The organism is Halorubrum vacuolatum (assembly GCF_900188065.1).
In the GTDB taxonomy this organism is placed as follows: Archaea; Halobacteriota; Halobacteria; order Halobacteriales; family Haloferacaceae; genus Halorubrum; species Halorubrum vacuolatum.
The window spans coordinates 105,608-123,598 of record NZ_FZNQ01000006.1 but is presented as its reverse complement, the minus strand read 5'-3'; the positions used below and the strand labels follow the sequence as shown (position 1 = coordinate 123,598).

The window sequence follows — 17,991 nt, the reverse complement described above, 5'->3', positions numbered from 1 at the left end:
ATCCGGCATGGGCGGTTCACGAACGGGGTTCGCACGCTTTTTGGTGACTGAGTCGGTATGGGAGGATAGATGATCTCCAAGGGCTGTGAGCAGTGTGCGATGGGCGGGAAGATGGTGCTTTTCGTCTACGGCTACTGTGATCAGCGGGACTGTTTTTATTGCCCCCTCGGAGAGAACCGAAAAAACGTCACGGACGTCTACGCCAACGAACGGAAGGTCGAACGTGACGAGGACGTGATCGCCGAGGCCAAGCGGATGGAGGCGCTCGGCACGTCGATCACCGGCGGTGAGCCGCAAGAGGCGATGGCGAAGACGACCCGCTACCTCCGGCTGTTAAAAGAGGAGTTCGGCGAGGAGCACCACACCCACCTCTACACCGGGATCACGGGCGGGCGTGAGAACATGCGCCAACTGGCGGAGGCGGGTCTCGATGAGATCCGCTTTCACCCGCCACTCGAACTGTGGGGCGAGATGCACGGCACCGAGTGGGAGGATATCCTCTATATCGCCCGTGAGGAGGGACTCACGCCGGCTTTCGAGATTCCGGGCATTCGTGCGGAGCCGGAGTTTCTGGAGTTCCTCGACGAGGGAGCCGCCGAGTTCTGTAACATCAACGAGTTCGAGATGAGCGACGGGAACTATCGGCGGATGCAGGAGGCGGGATACGAGCTGCAGGAGGGACACATGTCCGCCGTCGAGGGCTCGAAGGATGCCGCCATCTTGGAGGAGATGGCCTCCCACGAGAAGGTCTACTTCTGTACCTCCGTATTTAAAGACGCGGCCCAGCACCGAAACCGCCTGAAACGGATGGCCCGCCGGGTCCGTCGGGAGTTCGACGAGGTGACAGACGACGGCACGCTCGTCTACGGGAAGACGTACGCCCCGCCCGAGCGGTTCGAGGCGCTCGGCGTTCCCGAGGAGTTCTACACGGTCAAGACCAACCACGTCGAGGTCGCCTGGTGGCTGTTAGAGGAAATGGTCGAAGCGGGCGACCTCGATACGGGTGAGATCGTCGAACAGTACCCGACGGTGAACGGCACCGTGGTCGAACGCACCCCGGTCGCGTGAGTCACGCGCGGTTACGCCGCTGGGTGCTTGGATCACGGACTGTTACACCGCCGGTCACTTGAATGGAGTTCACGATTTTCTGAGAGATCACGGACTCAGCGTCCCGATGCCGTCCGCGTCGTGTGTTTTTACACGATCATATACGATATATTTCGAGCAACAATTACAGAAACCATAACATATAACATACAAGATAGTAGAGTGCCAATTATGAGGATAAATAAAGATACTCGGATGTCGTACTGTAACCCGGGCTCGAACGCCCGCGGAGGCGCGGATGTTTGAAACGCTTCTCGCACTGACACCGCTGCTGATCGTCGCCGTTCTCCTCGTCGGGGCGCTGTGGTCGGCCACCCGGGTCATGCCGATCGCGTGGGCCGCCGCCGCGATCATCGCGTTCGCCTTCTGGGAGATGCCGCTTGAGTTCGTCGCGGCCGCCAGCCTCACTGGCGTGATGGCCGCCATCGAGATCCTCTGGATCGTCTTCGGCGCGCTCGTTCTGTTATATACCCTGATGCGCTCCGGGGCCGTCGACCGGATCAACACCGGCTTCGCGACGATCAGCGACGATCGACGCGTGCAGATTATCCTCCTCGCGTTCTTCTTGGCGACGTTTCTGGAGGGTGTCGCTGGATTCGGGACGCCCGCGGCGGTCGTCGCGCCCCTGTTGCTCGCGCTCGGCTTCCCCGCGCTGGCGGCGGTGATCGCCGCGCTCATCGGCCACGCCATCGCGACCGTCTTCGGCGCGGTGGGAACGCCGGTGATCGTCGGGTTCCAGCAGCCGCTCGGCGCGGTTGAACAGGAGATCGTCGAGGGAACGGGCCAAACCGTACCGCAGTACGCAGCTGAGGCAGGCGCGTTCGCCGCCCTGTTCAACGGCATTCTCGGTATCCTGATGCCGCTCGTCGCCGTCGCGATGGTCGTCTACTTCTTCGGCGAGGAGCGGACCCTCGCGCCGGTAAAAAGCGTCATCCCCCTCGCGATCGTCTCCGGGGTCGCCTTCGCGATCCCCTACATGGCGACGGCGTATCTCGTCGGCCCCGAGCTCCCCTCGCTGTTCGCACCGATGGTCGGCGGTGTCGTCGTCGTTGGGCTGCTCCGTGCCGGCTACCTGGAGCCGAAGGACGAGTGGGAGTTCCCGCCGCGTGAGGAGTGGCCGGACCACTGGGTCGGTACCATCGAACCCGGCGGAGAGAACGCGGATGCGGAGGATGTCGAGACGGAGAACGCGGAGGACGCTGATGTCGCCGCTGACGAGGCGGTCGACGTCGAGGACGCCGACACCCAGATCGACACGGGGGCCATCGATTCGACCCCCTCGATGGGCCTCCTGCGCGCGTGGTCACCATACCTTGTGCTGACGGTGCTTTTGATCGCGACGCGGGTCATCGAACCGGTTCAGGAGTTCCTCCAGCAGGAGCCGTTCCTCGCGATCAGCTGGGACGTCTTCGGAACCGGGCTGGTCGGCGGGATCAGCTGGGCATACGTCCCCGGTACGTGGCTGCTGGTGAGCGCGCTCATCGCCGTCCCGATCTTCGGCATGAACGGACAGGAGGTCGTCGGCGCCTGGAAGGAGGCCGGTGAGAAGATCATCGCCCCCGCCATCGTGCTCTTCTTCGTGATCGCGATGGTCGAGGTCATGCTCAACACGAACGCGCACGGAACTGGTCCCATCGACGTCAGCATGATCGTCGTCCTCGCCGACGGGACGGCGGCGACGTTCGGGCCGGCCTACCCGATGGTCGCGCCCGTCGTCGGGATGGTCGGCGCGTTCGTCGCCGGCTCGATCACGGTGAGCAACATCACGTTCGCCGCCTTCCAGTTCGAGGTCGCGCTCGCGCTCGATATGCCGACGACCGTCCTCGTCGCCAGCCAGTCGATCGGCGCGTCCATCGGGAACATCATCGCGATCCACAACGTGATCGCCGCGTTGGCGACCGTCGGGTTGGTCGGGGCGGTTGGTCGGGTGATCCGGCTCAACCTCATCCCGCTGGCCTACTACCTGCTTGGCGGCGGGATCATCACCACCCTCGCGGTCTATGTGGTGTTCCCGACGGTGTTTTAATCGGGACCCACCAATCGATCAGCACATTTCCGTATCGCCGACCGGACCGCCGCATCGACTGCCTGACACACCACCTCACGACACCCACCGATCCGCACATGAGCAAACCAGCTTCATCGAACACGACCGACACAGCCGACGCGACCGACCCGGCCGACACGACCGATCCGGCTGACACGACCGATCCGGCCGACACGACCGATCCGGCTGACACGACCGATCCGGCCGACACGACCGATCCGGCCGACGATCCGCGGGCGAACTACGACTATCGGAGCGACGATATCGAGGATCCCGAACTCGTTTCGGACCTCTCATCGCTCATCGACGGTGAGGTCCGCTTCGACAGCTACACGCGGAACCTCTTCGCGACCGACGCCAGCGCGTATCACCAGCTGCCGATCGGCGTCGTCGTGCCCGAATCGACCGCCGACGTACAGGCGGTGATGAAATACTGCGCCGAGCGGGAGATCCCCGTGTTACCCCGCGGGGGCGGCACGAGCCTCGCGGGCCAGACGGTGAACGAGGCGGTCGTGCTCGACTTTAAAAAGCGGCTCAACTCGGTGATCGACGTCGACCCCGAGGCACGGACGGTCACCGCCCAGCCGGGGATCACGCTCGCCCGGCTGAACGACCGGCTCGCCGAGCACGGCTTGAAATATGCACCGGACCCGGCGTGGGGAGATAAAAGCGTCCTCGGCGGCTGTATCGGGAACAACACGACCGGCGCACACTCGTTGAAATACGAGAAGGCGGACGGCTACCTCGAATCCGTCGAGGTCGTCCTCGCGGACGGCACCGTGACGACGTTCGACTGGATGCCCATCGAGGAACTGCACGAGCGCGCCGAGGCGGTCACCGACGATGACGGCATCGAGGCACAGGCCTATCGCGTCGTCTCCGACGTCTTGCGGAACAAGGCCGACCTCATCGAGGAGAAGTACCCGGACCTCATGCGCAACGTCTCCGGGTACAACTTCGATAAGCTGCTTGAGGACGTCGAGGAGCGCGGGGAGGTCAACGTCGGCCGGCTGTTCGCCGGCAGCGAGGGATCCCTCGGGATCGTCACGGAGGCGACCGTCTCGATCGAACCCGTCCCCGAGGAGACGAGCGTCGTGCTCCTGACCTACGACACCGTGATCGACGCGATGCGCGACGTCGCGCCCATCCTCGAACACGACCCCGCCGCCGTCGAGGTGATGGACGACATCATGTTGGATCTCGCCCGTGACACGGCGGAGTTCGCGAGCGTCGTTGACATCCTCCCGGAGGGGACCGACTCGACGCTGTTGGTCGAGTTCTACGCCGACTCGGTCGATCACGGCAAACAGCAGGTCGCGGACCTGTTAGCCGACCGGCTCCCCGACTATGACGCGGAGTTCGAACCGAGCGAGCGCGGCGAGGAGCTGGCCGCGGCGGGCGCAGCGCGCAACGCCGTCGACGCGCTGGAGGCCTACGACCCGGACCGACAGGCGAAGTTCTGGAAGATGCGGAAGGCCGGGTTGCCGATCCTGCTCTCGCGGACCGGCGACGACAAACACTGGCCGTTCGTCGAGGATACGGCCGTGCCGGCCGAGAACCTCCCGGAGTACGTCGCGGACATCCAGGCGCTCTTCGACGAACACGACACGTTCGCGTCGTACTATGCCCACGCCGGTCCCGGCGTGTTACACATTCGGCCGCTTTTGAACCTCAAAGCCGAGGACGGCGTGGAGACGATGCTCGCCATCTCGGAGGGTATCACCGACCTCGTCATCGAGTACGGCGGGAGCGTCTCGGGCGAACATGGGGACGGCCGTGCGCGGACGACGTGGAACCGCAAGCTCTACGGCGACGAGCTCTGGGCGTCGTTCCAAGATCTCAAAGCCGCCTTCGACCCGCAGGGGCTGTTGAATCCGGGGAACGTCTGTGGCGATTTCGATCCCACCGAAAACCTCCGATACGATCGGAACTACGCCTTCGAGGCGGACTTCGAACCGGCGCTCAACTGGGACAACGAGAACGGCTTCCAGGGAATGGTCGAACTCTGTCACGGCTGTGCGGGCTGTGAGGGCCATCAGGACACGACCGGCGGCGTGATGTGTCCGACCTACCGAGCGACCGAACACGAGGAGATCACCTCGACACGCGGCCGGGCGAACATGCTCCGGCGGTCGATGAGCGGCGACCTCCCCGAGGACGTCTTCGAGGACGAGTTCATCCACGAGGTGCTCGACCTCTGTATCGGGTGTAAAGGCTGCAAGCGGGACTGTCCGAGCGGTGTCGACCTCGCGAAGCTCAAAACGGAGGTCAAACACGAGTATCACCAGCGCGAAGGGGTCCCGTTCCGCGACAAGCTCTTTGCGAACGCGGAGTCGCTTTATAAACTCGGGAGCACGTTCGCCCCGGTTTCGAACTGGGCCGGCAAGCTACCTGGAAGCGGGGTCGCGACGGAGAAGCTCCTCGGGATCGCCCGGGAACGCGACCTCCCGAAGTTCAAGCGCGAAACGCTCCGGAAATGGGATCGATCGCGTACGCCCGCCGTGAGCGAGGAGGAGGCCGAGCGGAAGGCGCTGCTGCTCGCGGACCCGTACACCAACTACACGACGCCGGAGATCGGCAAGGCCGCCGTGCAGGTTCTTGAAGCCGCGGGCGTCTACGTCGAGATCCCGGAGGACGTCGGCGACAGCGGCCGTCCCGCCCACTCGAAGAGCTTGGTCGATCGGTCGCGGGCGATCGCCGAGGAGAACGTCGCGGCGCTCGCGCCGCGGATCGAGGAGGGCTTCGACGTGGTGAGCGTTGAGCCGAGCGACTCGGTGATGTATCAGGTCGACTACCTCGACCTGCTCACCGGCCCCGACGTCGAGCAGGTCGCCGCGAACAGCTATAGCGTGATGGAGTACCTCGACGTCTTCCAGCTGGACGCCGGGTTGGAGGCCGGGAGCGCCGGCGGGGCGTCGGGTGCGGCCCATCTCGCGTATCACGGCCACTGCCACCAGACCGCGGCGAGTCGTGACCATCACGCCGTCGCCGTGCTTCGGCGGGCCGGCTTCGAGGTCGACGTGCTCGACACCTCCTGTTGTGGGATGGCTGGCTCGTTCGGCTACGAAGCGGAGCACTACTCGATGAGCATGGCGATCGGCGAGTTGCTCTTCGATGCCGTCGAGGCGTCACCCGCGCCCGAGGTCGTCGCCCCCGGCACCTCCTGCCGATCACAGCTCAAGGAGTACGAGAAACAGTACGGGACGCCCGATCATCCGATCCAGAAACTGGCCAGCGCGGTCGAAGGAGCGGACGGTGGTCGATGAGCGGGGAGCGTACGGGGAAAACCGGGACACGTATCCATCTCCCCGGTGAGCGGCCTCGTAAGTGAGTTTCCCGTGACCCGTTCACCGCTGGATTACGTCGTCGGGCTGATCGCCCTACTCATCCTCGGAGCCGGAGCCATCACCACCCTGCAGGCGTATCAAGCGACGACCGAGGGGATGAGACACGGCTCGGGGATGCACGGGATCAGCCCGATCTGGAACCTCCTTGGAACCGTCGTCGTCGCGGGGATACTCGTCGGGCTCTACCTGCTCGTGCGCGACGAACTGCTCGACACCGGGGACGGTCGCGGTGGAACGCCGAGCGGGCAGCCCGCCCGATCCGATTCGGAAGCCGGGGTGCCCCCAACCGGACACGAAACGGTCGAGGGAGCCACCGACCACGATACGGAAACCGACGGCGACGTCGAAACCGACGGCGACACCGAAACCGACGGCGACACCGAAACCGACGGCGATGTCGAAACCGACGGCGACACCGAAACCGACGGCGACACCGAAACCGACGGCGACACCGAAAGCAACCGCGACGTGGATGCGCTCCTCCAGCTCCTTCCGGAGGACGAGCGGCGGATCCTCACCCCGATCGTCGAGTCGCCGGGGATAACCCAGATCGAGTTGCGTGATCGGGCCGACTTCTCGAAAGCCAAAGTGAGCCAGACGGTCTCCGAACTCGAAAAACGCGGACTCGTGTCGCGTGAGCGGCAGGGACGGACGTATCGGATCTACCCTGCAGGGGAGCTCGCGGACGAGTAGTTGGCGTCACCGCTCGCCGGCAGACCAGCAGACGGGCCGGAGAAACGATCTGTGTAACAAAAAACGTTTAGAGACGGTTATAAACGTTATAACGTCCTTTCAAGCGGTGTGTTCACGCCCAATACTCCAAATCATCCCCGACCGTACGCTCACTTGAGGGATGACAATGCAACAGAGAATCCTACTCGTCGCGGTCGGTGTCGTCGTCCTCGTTGCGCTGGCGGGCGCTGCGAGCGTCGTGAGCGCTGCGGATGAGAACGCAACCGATGGTGTCGAGATGCCCGCGTGGTCTGAGGACATGGGTGAGTGGATGGGTCACGGCGATGGGGCCCCCGGGACCCACCACGCTGATGGCGAGCGGGGCGCTCATCACGCTGATGGCGAGCGGGGCGCACACATGCAGCATGACGTCGGCAACGAGACGCGGCACCACGCCGACGGCGAACGCGGCGGCTACTGCTGAACCGACTACCGTTTGCGTACCTCTTTTGAATATTCGGCGGAGAGGTAGCTGAGCCTTCGAATCGAAATCACATAGATAGACGCTCAAGACGTTCACAGCCGCTTTTCTCACAATATCGACGCGCTACTGGCCGTATTATCGGCCTTGTGTGCCTCTATTGAACCCAACGATCACCAACTGTGGTTTTGATTCGTAAGTATTTTACAGTATATTTTTGGTATTATAAGTGAAAAACCGCATCAAAGGGGCATCCGTAGTAGTATATAAGGTGACTCATCATGACGGATTCAGATTTCGAACCCGACCGAACCGACCTCTCCCTCTCGGGGATGTCCTGTGCGACCTGTGCATCGACCATCGAAGAGAGTCTCGCCGAAGTCGACGGCGTCACGGACGTCTCGGTAAACTTCGCAACGGAGCGGGCGGACGTCCGTCACGATCCGGACCTCGCAACCGAGGACCTCGTCGACGCGGTCGAGGGGGCCGGCTACGGCGTCCGCGAGGACCTCCTTGAGGGGGAACAGGAGCTGGAAGAGGAAGCGGAACTGGCGGAGCTAAAACAGCTCGCGGTTCGGTCGTGGATCGTCACGGCACCCATCGTCGGGCTCATGCTGTTCATGTGGACGCCGCTTGAGGGACTCACGGGCTTTCAGATCGACGTCCTCATGCTCGTCTTCGCGACCCCCGTCGTCTTCTACTACGGTCGACGGACGCACGCGTCCGCGATCCGAGGGATCAAAAACGGGACGTTCAACATGGACTCGCTGATCGCCATCGGGACCGTCGTCGCCTGGGTGACGGGCGTGATGGTGTTCGCCTACCCGATCGAGAACTACGCGGGCGTCGGGGCGATGATCATGGCCTCACACAAGGTGGGGACGTATCTCGAACACCGCGCGAAGGGCCGCGCGAGCGCCGCCATCGAGGGACTGATGTCGATGCAGGCGGAGACGGCGGTGGTCGAACGCGACGGCGAGGAGGTGGAGGTCCCGGTCGACGAGGTCGAAGTCGGCGACGTGATGGTCGTCCGCCCCGGCGAGAAGGTGCCCGTCGACGGCGTCGTCGTCGAGGGACGCAGCAACGTCGACGAGTCGATGGTGACCGGCGAGTCGAACCCGGTCACGAAAGAGGTGGACGACGAGGTCATCGGCGCGACCGTCAATCAGGCCGGCATGCTGAAGGTACGCGCAGAGAAGGTCGGCGAGGACACGTTCCTCTCGCAGGTCGTCGAACTGGTCGAGGAAGCACAGGGCACGAAGGTGCCGATCCAAGCGCTCACCGACCGGGTGACCAACTACTTCGTCCCCACGGTGATCGGCCTCGCAGTCTTATCGTTCGTGGTCTGGATCGCGGCTCCGGGCGCCATGGCATCGGTCGCGTCGATCGCCGCGCCATATCTTCCATGGGTCGACCTCGGGCTCGATCCGCTTACGCTGGGGATCTTCGCGGCGGTCGCCGTCCTGGTCATCTCCTGTCCGTGTGCGCTCGGGCTCGCGACGCCGACCGCGCTGATGGCGGGAACCGGAAAGGCCGCCGAGAACGGCGTGCTCTTCCGTGATGGCGAGGCGATCCAGACGATGAAGGACCTCGATGTCGTCGTCCTGGATAAAACGGGGACGATCACCGAGGGCAACCACTCCGTGACGGACGTCGTCCCCGTCGGGCGCGGGGCGAGCCCGGACGGCGGAGCCCTCGTCGAGCCGCAGCAGGACGCGGACGGTCTGAGCGACCGCGAGCGCCGAGTGATCCGGCTCGCCGCCTCGGCCGAGCGCGGCAGCGAACACCCGATCGGCCAGGCGATCATCGACTACGCGAACGAGCAGGGGATCGACCTCTCCGAGCCACGGGAGTTCGAAAGCATTCCGGGGAAGGGGATTTCGGCGACGATCGACGGCGAGCGCGTCTTCGTCGGCAACACGACGTTCCTCGAGGAGGCCGGCATTCCGCTCGCGCTCGAATCGGAACTCGATGCGCTCGAAGGACAGGGGAAGACGACCGTCCTCGTGGGCGTCGACGACGAGGTCATCGGGCTCGTCGCCACCGCCGACACGATCAAGGACGACTCCACGCAGGCGATTCAGGACCTGCACGACCGCGGGCTCGAAACGTGGATGATCACGGGCGACAACGAGCGAACCGCTCGGGCCATCGCCGAGCAGGTGAACATCGATCCCGACCGCGTCATGGCCGGCGTCCTCCCCGAGGACAAGATCGAGAAGGTCCGTGAGCTCCAAGCGGAGGGACACAACGTCGCCATGGTCGGCGATGGGATCAACGACGCGCCCGCGCTCAAGCAGGCGAACATCGGGATCGCCATCGGAACCGGCACCGATATCGCCATTCAGTCGAGCGACGTGAGCCTCGTCCGCGGATCCCTCGGGGCGCTCGTCGACGCGTTCACGCTCTCCGAGCGGATCTTCACGAAGATCAAACAGAACCTCTTCTGGGCGTTCATCTACAATACGGTCGCGATCCCCATCGCGTTCTTCGGGCTGCTCCACCCGGTTATCGCGGTGATCGCGATGTTCACCTCCAGCCTCTCCGTGATCACCAACTCGGCGCGGCTCGGTCGGATCGACCTCTGAGGCGACCGTCTCCTTTTATATACCGAGGACGATCAGCTGAACGACCACTCCGTCTCCACGTCACCGTCGGAGACGAGCGTCTGATAGACGACGCAGTACTGTTCGGTGTACTTCTGTAGCCCCTCCTTCGTCCGCTCGTCGATGTCGCCCTCGACCGACACGGTGAGCCGGAGGTCCTCGAAGCCGACCGGGACGTCGTCGTCGAGACCGAGCGTGCCACGAAGGTCGAGGTCGCCCTCGACGTCGACTTCGATCGTGACGTCGTCGGCGACCCCGAAGTTCTCCGCGACCGCCTGCGCGGTCAGTTGGGAACACGCGGCGAGCGCGCCGAGGAGCAGATCCCCCGAACAGGCGGCGGTTCCGGGGCCGCCGGTGCCCTCGTGGAGCTCCGCCTCGTAGATCGCCCGGCCGATGTCGACGCTGCAGGCGCGGGCGTCATCCTGCTCGTCGCCGGTCGCCCGCAGGGTGACACGTGCTTGCTCGGGCTCCTCCTGATACCGCTTTTTGATCGGTTCCTGTACCGCGCGAAGGTCGTCTTGGGCCATCATCCAAACTGACAAGCGAAGGCTCATAAACGTGTGTGGCGGGGCGAAATTCCGCGGAATGTGGATCCGGGGACCGAACCCGTCGAACCGCGGCCCGGCGTCCCACGGTGGAGAATATAAAAACGCGCGCCACGAACCACGGATATGGCCGTGCCACGCCTCGTGTACGACGACGACTGCGGGTTCTGTATGTATATGGTTCAGTGGTTGTTGCGGTTCGGCACGTTCGATCCCGTCGGGTTCAGCGAACTCACACCCGATCAGAAGGCCCGGCTTCCCGAGGAGTACGAGAACTGCATGCATCTGTTGACCGACGAGGCCGTCTACTCCTGTGGACACGCGCTCGAAGCGAGTGTGAGCCGCTGTGGTCCCCTCGGTCGTGCCATCGTCCGCGTCGGCCGCCTCCTCCCGTATTCGGAACGGATCCGCGAGCGGGGGTATCGGTTCGTCGCCGACCGTCGCGCGATCTGGGGACGGTACCGCTCATGTGAACACGTACATGGAAAGTCCCCGGGATCAGAAGCTGAGTGAGCGTCCGATCGGGAGTAAACTGAACCGTGTCCGTCGGTCCTCCATCATGTGTCGGCCGCGTCTCGGAAGCTCCCGCCATCGATTCACCACGTTCGGAGACGCAGCGAACGGCCGGATCCGCTTACTCGTCCGTCTCGTCGTCCCGAGACGATCCGATCCCGTTCCCGTCCTCGGATCGGGATGGCTCGGCGATCGGCTCGAGGCTGTCGTCGTTGAAGATCCGTTGCTCGTCCGCTCGCTCGACGCCGACGAGTTCGCGGATGGACAGCGTCGCGAAGTAGTATCCGACGCCGAAAGAGCCGATGAGCAGGACGACAGTGGCGGCCGATAACGCGGCCGTCGCAACGAGCGGCACGGCCATCACCCCGTAGAAGGTCCGCTGCAGCTCCTCGACGTGGTTGAGCTCGCGATAGGCCTCGACGGTTTCGGGGATCGGTTCCGGATACTTCGACTCGCCGCCGTGAAACGCGAGGTAGCGGATGTGCAACCGACCGAACGCATAGCCGAGGAGGGTCATCGGGACCGAAAAGAGGATCAGCGACGGAAACCACGCCGGGATCATGAGCGTTACACACGATCGTACTGGTGTTCGGACGTTATGGCTCCTTCGACGGATGATCCCCGTCCGTCACCCGAGCAGCCGCCACAGCGCCTCGCGGTGAAACGACACCGCGACTTCCTCCCCGACCGGTGGATACCGTGGGTTGGTCACGGTTCCGGAGGAGTCGACCGCGCTGTCGGCGACGGCGGCGATTCGATAGGCCGTCGGGATCGAGGGATACTCACGCACGGAGGCGTAGCCGTCCCGAAAGGCCCGCCGGAGCGGGGCAGGATCGTCGACGTACCAGTCGGCGACGAGATACTCGGCTTTGGCCATCGAAAGCGCCGGCGGCGCCGCGAGCGGCGCTTCCCAGTCCAGCACCGCGGTGATCGAGCCGTCGGCGAACAGGGCGTTTCCGGGCCGAAAGTCCCACGGAAAGAGTCGCGCGGCGGGATCCGCCTCCGGAACGTTCGTGACCGCGGCGGTGAGCTCCTCCCGAAGGGGATCGAACCCCGCCGGGAGCCGGTCTACCGCCCCCGTCGCGTACCCGTGAAACCACGTCTCCCAGTCCCCGTTCGTCGCGACGAGTTCGCCGGAGGAGCGTGTTAACGTCCCGTAGCCGTCGAAGCGAAACGCCCCATGAAGTCGGGCGAGCGTCGACCCGAACCAGCGGGCGACATCGCCTCGCATCCCCGCACCGAGCGACCCGAATCGCTCGTGAAGATCGTCACCGGGGACGTACGCGGAGACCATGTATGCGGCCCCTCCGTGTGTGCCGGCCGCGAGCACCGGCGGAACCGGGACGTCGGTCCGTTTCCGGATCGCAGCGAGGAGGGTGGCCTCGGTCCGGAGCCACTCGCGCTCACGACAGACCTGCACGACGACCGGTCTGCGGTCGACGAATCGAACGATGACCGTTCGCTTTCGGTTCCCGCGGACGAGCGGCTCGACCGTCGTTGCCGCCCCGTCGATCGATTCGAGCGCGACGGCGCCGGCCGCCCGCAACGGACCGGCGGGAAACGCCGCCGTGAGGTCGGGGCGGCTCATCGGTCGCCACGAATGATGTCGGGAAGTTCGGTGAGCGAGCCGATCGTGTACTCCGGATTATATGCACCCGCCTCCGCGTCGCCACGGAGCCATGCGGCCGCCAGCCCGGCGTTCTGTGCGCCCGCGACATCGTATGCGAGCTTGTTGCCGACGTACAGCGCCCGTTCGGGTGTGACCCCGACCGCGTCGAGTGCCCGGTCGAACGGCGCCGCATGGGGTTTCGATCGAGGGAGATCGCCGGCGTAGACGAGGACGTCGAAGGCGTCGGCGATCCCGAGCGCGTCGAGTTTCGTCCGTTGGCCCCTTTCGGGACCGTTCGTCACGACGCCGATCGGTCCGTTCGTCGCGGCGTGCTCGACGGCCTCCCCCGCGCCCGGGAGCAGTTCGACCGCGCGGTCGTCGATGGCCTCCTCAAGCGCCCGTCCCAATGCGAGCGGATCAGCGTCCGATCGGCCGTGTTGGGCGGCGACACGGGCGAAGCCCGCACCGAAGTAGCCGACGATGTCGTCGTGATCCGGCGGGCCGTCGAGGGCCGCCCAGAGGGCATCCGGATCCCCGAACGGCACCTCGCCGGCGCGTTCGAAGGCACGCTCGTACATGGCCTGTGTGTCCTGCGTCCGGCGACAGAGCGTCCCGTCGAGGTCGAAGAGAACGGCGTCGAACGATGCCACGGGCGGCCTACGGCCGTCTCGGGCAAAAACCTCGCGGCCGGAGGAGTCGTGAGGCCGCCGAGCGATGGAGAATGTCGTACTCGAATGAGGGACGGATCACGGCCCCGTCGATACCGTTCCGGTCCATGATCCGTTCCCGGAGGTCGTAGTCGACCACCAGCGACCCGGGATCGAACGGGGTGCCGCCCCAGGAATCCGACGACCCTCCGGTGGGTGTGGTATCAAGCACTCAGCAGATGGGTGGGCCGGAGCAATCGAAATGGCGTGATGTTTTCATTAATGTAGTTGCTGAAATATCCGCTCAGCCGCTCACTCGTTCCCTTCATGCATCCACCGCTGGGAGGAGACTGGTACTCGTTGTGGAAGGCGCCCGATTCACGACGCGATCACGACGATGCCAGCAACGTGGCGCCGGCGTGGGCTTGATCCCCCCGAACGGTGACGATCACAGCCATTCGGCGAACGAATCGGTCTCGAGACTTCGCTGGAGATACGCCCGTTGCATGTCGGCGATCGCCCCCGGCAGATCGGTCCCTTGCTCGACGGCCTCCAGGACCGTTCGTCGCTTCCAGTCGCTTGGCGCGGTCCGGCTTTCCCACCGGGCTTCGATCGGCGAACAATATCGCTCGATGTCGCCGGCCGGAACGCCCGCAGTCTCCAGCCCGTGCCGTGCGTAGGTGAAGAGTTCCTCGAAGAGGACCGCCCGATCGGTCGTTCGCTCCCCGTCCGCGGTTATCCACTCCAGGTCCGCATCCAATCCGTCTTCCGCGGCGTTGTAGAAGTTCGATTCGGCGGCCCTCCAGGGCAGATCGACGATCGGATGGTCGGCGTCCACGAGTCCGTGGATCAGTCCGACAACGATGGCTTGCATGCCGATCACGTCGGTAACCGTCGGTTGGGTGGGGATCGGGCGATACTCGATCCGGAGCGAGCGTTCGTCGTTGCCCGGTCCGATGTAATCGCCGCCGATCACACAACGGAGCCACCGCCAGTACGTACCGCGTTTGTGATCGAACTCCCAGATCCGATCCGAGAGCGTTCCTCGCGACGGGTCGTCGGCGACCCACTCCCTGAGAAACGGCGCACACAGGTCGTCCTCCAGAACGCGATCGACGACGTCCGTGGCGGTCCGGATGTCTCTCGGCACCCCGACTTTCGGGTTCGGAGTGTGGTTGGCGGATTGTTCGAAAACCGCGATCCGGAGTTCGGCGTGGGTCTCCGTACAGAGCGTCGCCGGATCCTCGACGTGGGTGTAGAGGTCCGCCGGGAGAAACGGCGAGTTCGCCGACAGCGCGAGGACCGGACCCATGGTTCGGATCGCGGTATTGTAGGCGGCCGGCAGGTCGGCCGCGGATGGAACCTGGTAATGCGGCTGCATCGATGTGGCGAGCGATTCGAAGAGCATCGATGGAAACGCCTGTTCAACGCCCGGGACCGACAGCGGAATCGGGCCCCCATCGGCGTACTCGAGAACGTGGTTGTCGATGGCGAGGTATCGCGAGTCCGGCCGCATGTTGGCCGCGACCACGACCCCGTCGCGTTCGTCGATCGCTGATAAATACTCGATCGTCCCGTCGGCCGGCGGAAGCGTCCATATGGAATCGAGCACGAGTTCGCGGTCATGCTCCCGAACCGCTGCCCGGGCCGCGGCGGTCCGATCGCGGATCGCCGTCGCCTGGGTCGCCAGCCCGTCGTCCGTCAACAGCGTTGGCTCCGTGTTGATCTCGATGTTGTGATGACCGAGTTCTTTGTTCGCTGCCTGCGTCTCGAAGACAGCGTCGGGCAACGGGGAAAGGTACGGGCCGTCCGAATCGGTCCATCGCTCGTCCGTGACTGCATACACCTCCAACTCCAGACCGGTCGCGAAACCGTCGTTGTCCATCTCTCCGGTCTCGATGGCCGATCGGAGCCACTCGGCCTGGTCCCGTATCCGAGCGTCGAACTCCGCGGCTGTCTCTGCGTCAAGCGAGCGGTGGACAAACTCGATCGCCCGATCGATCTTCCCGTTCATCGCTCCATCGACATGCTCCGTCTCGTTACTGGACCGGGAGTCGATCGCGATCCTGTTGTCTTGGGTTCCGATTCCATCGTTCGATATCGGTACCACACGGTGAGGCTATTTGTGAATTGTCCCTGATGAATCGGTCGCTGATGTGGTACACGATGATGCACCTCGGTGCCGTCCACTCGCTCGAAGTTGACGACTACGACCCCGACGAGCAGTCGATCGCCGTCATCCGGCGCCCGGAGATGGGAACGACGATCAGGAATGCTGAGAACGGAGAGCGGCTCGTCGCCCTTTCAGGGGGCCGTCTACCGACTGCTTGATGACTGGATCGCTGACCGGCGTCCCGATGTCGAAGACGAGTTCGGCCGTCGGCCGCTGCTGTCGACGGCGAACGGCCGTGCTCATCGGACCACGCTCCGAGGAGACTGTTATCGTGTTACCAGACCTTGCATCGTGGCGGGTGAATGTCCTCACGACCGAGAACCGGAGAGTTGTGAAGGGATGAGCTACACAACACCATTTGATTGTCCTTCGAGCGTGAGTCCGCATGCACTTCGGCGAGGAGGCATCACCCATCACCTCAACCACGACGTTCCCAACGATGTCGTCAGCGATCGTGCCAACGTCACACGCGGTGTCCTTGACGAGCACCACGATCGCCGTAATCAGCGCGAGAGGATGGAACAGCGACGGGACTTCCTCGACAACATCTAGGCGGGATCAAAATCACGTATGATTTGACTACCCTCCGATAAATTGGCAGATATAGCGAATTTCTCGTACCGACTTGAATACCAATTTCGTCGTGATTTCGTTCTCAGTCGTGCCAGTATCCTGTTTGAGAGCCACCTCAACAGGGAATGCTTTGTCTCATATGAATATCGTACAGGAGAGGATATTATTGCGGTGACCGAATGAGCGGAAGAATTACGCCGGGTGACTTCAACGTCAGAACGAATGGCCGACTCACTCTGGTATCCTTCGGTCGATGACGTGCTTACTATTCACGAGGACATCGTCTCCGAATACGACGACACGCACGCTGGGATCCAGAATCGTGGCGATATCGAGTTCGCACTCCAATACATCGAGGAAGGGAACTTCGGAACGGTGCCGCGTACGATACACGAAAAGGCATTTCACCTCCTTCGGCTCCTTGTAGCGAATCATCCGTTTGCCGACGCCAACAAACGAACCGCACTCAACACGACCGCCGTATTCTACTTTCTCAACGGATACCGATTCGTATACGACGAAGAGATCAGATCGATCCTCAAGCGGTTCGGAACGGACGAGGCAGCTGTAGACGAAGACACAGTCGTCGAGTATCTTCGATGTCACACTGAAGAGATCGAACTCCCGGGAGAGATAGAACGGTGGCGTGAGGAACTCATCAGATACGGATTGGACGAACTGACCGGAGACTCGGATGATGCGAACGATTAACCAGCCTCGCAAACATAGAGTGACCATGGCGACTGAAGAAGGTGCAGAGGCCGGATCCCCACTCGACGAGGTGATGGAGGATATTCGCCAAGAGCTGGTCCGTCGAGTCGCAGCGGCTGATCGGGACGAAAACCGTGAGGTCTACGATGCACTCGAAAACGAATAGCGGCCTCTTCCCGAGAATCATCTGAATAGTGGCTTGACGGCAATCTCACCCCGAACCCGGTTCAGTACGGCGACGTGTGATTCGTATTCGACCAAGTAATTTTTTGCTGCTCAGTGAGGTACTCCTTCTCGCTCCGTCGCTGCACGTTCGAAGTGATCGCTGAGAAACCGCGTCCCTGACACCGCTCAATGCTCAAGAGACACGACAACGTTGGCAACCCCATCGGTGCCGACGTCCCCCAACGGACACACTGTCAATAGGTAGTCCGCGCGCGCTGCGGAGAGGTGGAATCACACACCATACCACCATGTGCCCACTGATGTTGTCAGCAATCGCGCCAACGTTACGCCAGTGTCCTTGACGAGCACTACGACCGGCGAAGTCAACGCGAAAAGATGGAGCAACGGCGACGATTCTTGAACCATATCTAAGCGTGACTCAGCTTTGCATGTCAGCGGCGGAGAAAATCCGTAATTGACATCATCGTCTTCACTACCGGTTATATTACACTTCAATCTCAATACATAAATTCGATATGTAATCATACATTAAATAATGCCTTCTTGACGTTCAGACAGCGCTGTGCCGACCCATTTGGGAAGGACCGGCTTCAATTAACTAACGGCCTATGCCATCAGAAATGAGAATGGTCAGGATGATCAATTAATTCTCCTTCATAGATACGGATCAATAGAAAATAAACGATACACGGCAATTAATGCTACAATGTTGTGACTTTATGAGTGAGAGATAAGAATTATATTGATTTCCTCCGACCAATTGTCAATGCAAAT

At 63.0% G+C, this 17,991-nt stretch carries 16 protein-coding genes; 11 read left to right on the top strand and 5 right to left on the bottom strand.

Annotation, left to right across the window (positions count from 1 at the left end; translation table 11 throughout):
* Window positions 1-69 precede the first annotated feature (69 nt).
* The 6 genes from CHB65_RS07850 to CHB65_RS07825 all read left to right on the top strand — a co-directional run bounded on the left by CHB65_RS07850 (window position 70) and on the right by CHB65_RS07825 (window position 10,242).
* The gene (locus CHB65_RS07850; protein ID WP_089384506.1) at window positions 70-1,068 is read left to right on the top strand and encodes a radical SAM protein; all 999 of its coding nucleotides are present in this window, start codon (window positions 70-72) and stop codon (window positions 1,066-1,068) included.
* A gap of 277 nt (window positions 1,069-1,345) precedes the next feature.
* Window positions 1,346-3,133 (top strand): L-lactate permease, encoded by a 1,788-nt coding sequence (locus CHB65_RS07845; protein WP_089384505.1) that lies wholly within the window; start codon window positions 1,346-1,348, stop codon window positions 3,131-3,133.
* 98 nt (window positions 3,134-3,231) lie between these two features.
* On the top strand, window positions 3,232-6,420 hold the full coding sequence (locus CHB65_RS07840) for an FAD-binding and (Fe-S)-binding domain-containing protein (RefSeq protein WP_089384504.1): 3,189 nt from the start codon (window positions 3,232-3,234) through the stop codon (window positions 6,418-6,420).
* A 72-nt stretch (window positions 6,421-6,492) separates the two neighbouring features.
* Window positions 6,493-7,194: a DUF7343 domain-containing protein gene (locus CHB65_RS07835; RefSeq protein WP_245809930.1), complete on the top strand. Its 702-nt coding sequence runs from the start codon at window positions 6,493-6,495 to the stop codon at window positions 7,192-7,194.
* 166 nt (window positions 7,195-7,360) lie between these two features.
* Entirely contained in the window at window positions 7,361-7,657 is a 297-nt protein-coding gene (locus tag CHB65_RS07830) for a hypothetical protein (protein ID WP_143420378.1), read from the top strand.
* A gap of 278 nt (window positions 7,658-7,935) precedes the next feature.
* Window positions 7,936-10,242, top strand: coding sequence for a heavy metal translocating P-type ATPase (locus CHB65_RS07825; RefSeq protein ID WP_089384502.1), 2,307 nt, complete (start codon window positions 7,936-7,938; stop codon window positions 10,240-10,242).
* A gap of 32 nt (window positions 10,243-10,274) precedes the next feature.
* Here the strand turns inward: CHB65_RS07825 and CHB65_RS07820 are convergent, their stop codons facing one another.
* Entirely contained in the window at window positions 10,275-10,787 is a 513-nt protein-coding gene (locus CHB65_RS07820) for an OsmC family protein (protein WP_089384501.1), read from the bottom strand.
* A 144-nt stretch (window positions 10,788-10,931) separates the two neighbouring features.
* Here CHB65_RS07820 and CHB65_RS07815 point away from each other — a divergent pair, with 144 nt between their 5' ends.
* On the top strand, window positions 10,932-11,318 hold the full coding sequence (locus CHB65_RS07815; RefSeq protein WP_089384500.1) for a thiol-disulfide oxidoreductase DCC family protein: 387 nt from the start codon (window positions 10,932-10,934) through the stop codon (window positions 11,316-11,318).
* Between the two features lie 121 nt (window positions 11,319-11,439).
* On the opposite strand, the gene CHB65_RS07810 is transcribed toward CHB65_RS07815, so the two are convergent.
* From CHB65_RS07810 to CHB65_RS07790, 4 genes are all read right to left on the bottom strand, one after another.
* Window positions 11,440-11,880 (bottom strand): hypothetical protein, encoded by a 441-nt coding sequence (locus tag CHB65_RS07810; protein WP_089384499.1) that lies wholly within the window; start codon window positions 11,878-11,880, stop codon window positions 11,440-11,442.
* A gap of 66 nt (window positions 11,881-11,946) precedes the next feature.
* Window positions 11,947-12,906 carry a phosphotransferase family protein gene (locus CHB65_RS07805; protein ID WP_089384498.1) on the bottom strand — a complete coding sequence of 320 codons (960 nt, stop codon included), beginning with the start codon at window positions 12,904-12,906 and terminating at the stop codon, window positions 11,947-11,949.
* Window positions 12,903-13,577, bottom strand: coding sequence for an HAD family hydrolase (locus CHB65_RS07800; RefSeq protein ID WP_089384497.1), 675 nt, complete (start codon window positions 13,575-13,577; stop codon window positions 12,903-12,905). Before CHB65_RS07800 ends, CHB65_RS07805 begins: the two co-directional genes overlap by 4 nt.
* Window positions 13,578-14,022: 445 nt before the next feature.
* Window positions 14,023-15,588 (bottom strand): hypothetical protein, encoded by a 1,566-nt coding sequence (locus CHB65_RS07790; protein WP_218818926.1) that lies wholly within the window; start codon window positions 15,586-15,588, stop codon window positions 14,023-14,025.
* 125 nt (window positions 15,589-15,713) lie between these two features.
* Between CHB65_RS07790 and CHB65_RS17740 the strand changes: the two genes are divergently transcribed.
* From CHB65_RS17740 to CHB65_RS17390, 4 genes are all read left to right on the top strand, one after another.
* A complete protein-coding gene (locus CHB65_RS17740) occupies window positions 15,714-15,905 on the top strand; it encodes a hypothetical protein (protein ID WP_245809929.1) in 192 nt (63 codons plus the stop codon).
* A gap of 217 nt (window positions 15,906-16,122) precedes the next feature.
* Entirely contained in the window at window positions 16,123-16,299 is a 177-nt protein-coding gene (locus CHB65_RS17735; RefSeq protein WP_245809928.1) for a hypothetical protein, read from the top strand.
* Between the two features lie 243 nt (window positions 16,300-16,542).
* Window positions 16,543-17,031 carry a type II toxin-antitoxin system death-on-curing family toxin gene (locus CHB65_RS07780; RefSeq protein WP_089384495.1) on the top strand — a complete coding sequence of 163 codons (489 nt, stop codon included), beginning with the start codon at window positions 16,543-16,545 and terminating at the stop codon, window positions 17,029-17,031.
* A gap of 25 nt (window positions 17,032-17,056) precedes the next feature.
* A complete protein-coding gene (locus tag CHB65_RS17390) occupies window positions 17,057-17,197 on the top strand; it encodes a hypothetical protein (RefSeq protein ID WP_179213612.1) in 141 nt (46 codons plus the stop codon).
* The last annotated feature ends 794 nt before the right edge of the window (window positions 17,198-17,991 follow it).

Bases quoted from the DNA above. Each gene is read 5' to 3' on its own strand.
- CHB65_RS07850 (WP_089384506.1), top strand. From the start codon at position 70: ATGATCTCCAAGGGCTGTGAGCAGTGTGCGATGGGCGGGAAGATGGTG.
- CHB65_RS07845 (WP_089384505.1), top strand. From the start codon at position 1,346: ATGTTTGAAACGCTTCTCGCACTGACACCGCTGCTGATCGTCGCCGTT.
- CHB65_RS07840 (WP_089384504.1), top strand. From the start codon at position 3,232: ATGAGCAAACCAGCTTCATCGAACACGACCGACACAGCCGACGCGACC.
- CHB65_RS07830 (WP_143420378.1), top strand. From the start codon at position 7,361: ATGCAACAGAGAATCCTACTCGTCGCGGTCGGTGTCGTCGTCCTCGTT.
- CHB65_RS07825 (WP_089384502.1), top strand. From the start codon at position 7,936: ATGACGGATTCAGATTTCGAACCCGACCGAACCGACCTCTCCCTCTCG.
- CHB65_RS07820 (WP_089384501.1), bottom strand. From the start codon at position 10,787: ATGGCCCAAGACGACCTTCGCGCGGTACAGGAACCGATCAAAAAGCGG.
- CHB65_RS07815 (WP_089384500.1), top strand. From the start codon at position 10,932: ATGGCCGTGCCACGCCTCGTGTACGACGACGACTGCGGGTTCTGTATG.
- CHB65_RS07810 (WP_089384499.1), bottom strand. From the start codon at position 11,880: ATGATCCCGGCGTGGTTTCCGTCGCTGATCCTCTTTTCGGTCCCGATG.
- CHB65_RS07805 (WP_089384498.1), bottom strand. From the start codon at position 12,906: ATGAGCCGCCCCGACCTCACGGCGGCGTTTCCCGCCGGTCCGTTGCGG.
- CHB65_RS07790 (WP_218818926.1), bottom strand. From the start codon at position 15,588: ATGAACGGGAAGATCGATCGGGCGATCGAGTTTGTCCACCGCTCGCTT.
- CHB65_RS17740 (WP_245809929.1), top strand. From the start codon at position 15,714: ATGAATCGGTCGCTGATGTGGTACACGATGATGCACCTCGGTGCCGTC.
- CHB65_RS07780 (WP_089384495.1), top strand. From the start codon at position 16,543: ATGGCCGACTCACTCTGGTATCCTTCGGTCGATGACGTGCTTACTATT.
- CHB65_RS17390 (WP_179213612.1), top strand. From the start codon at position 17,057: ATGGCGACTGAAGAAGGTGCAGAGGCCGGATCCCCACTCGACGAGGTG.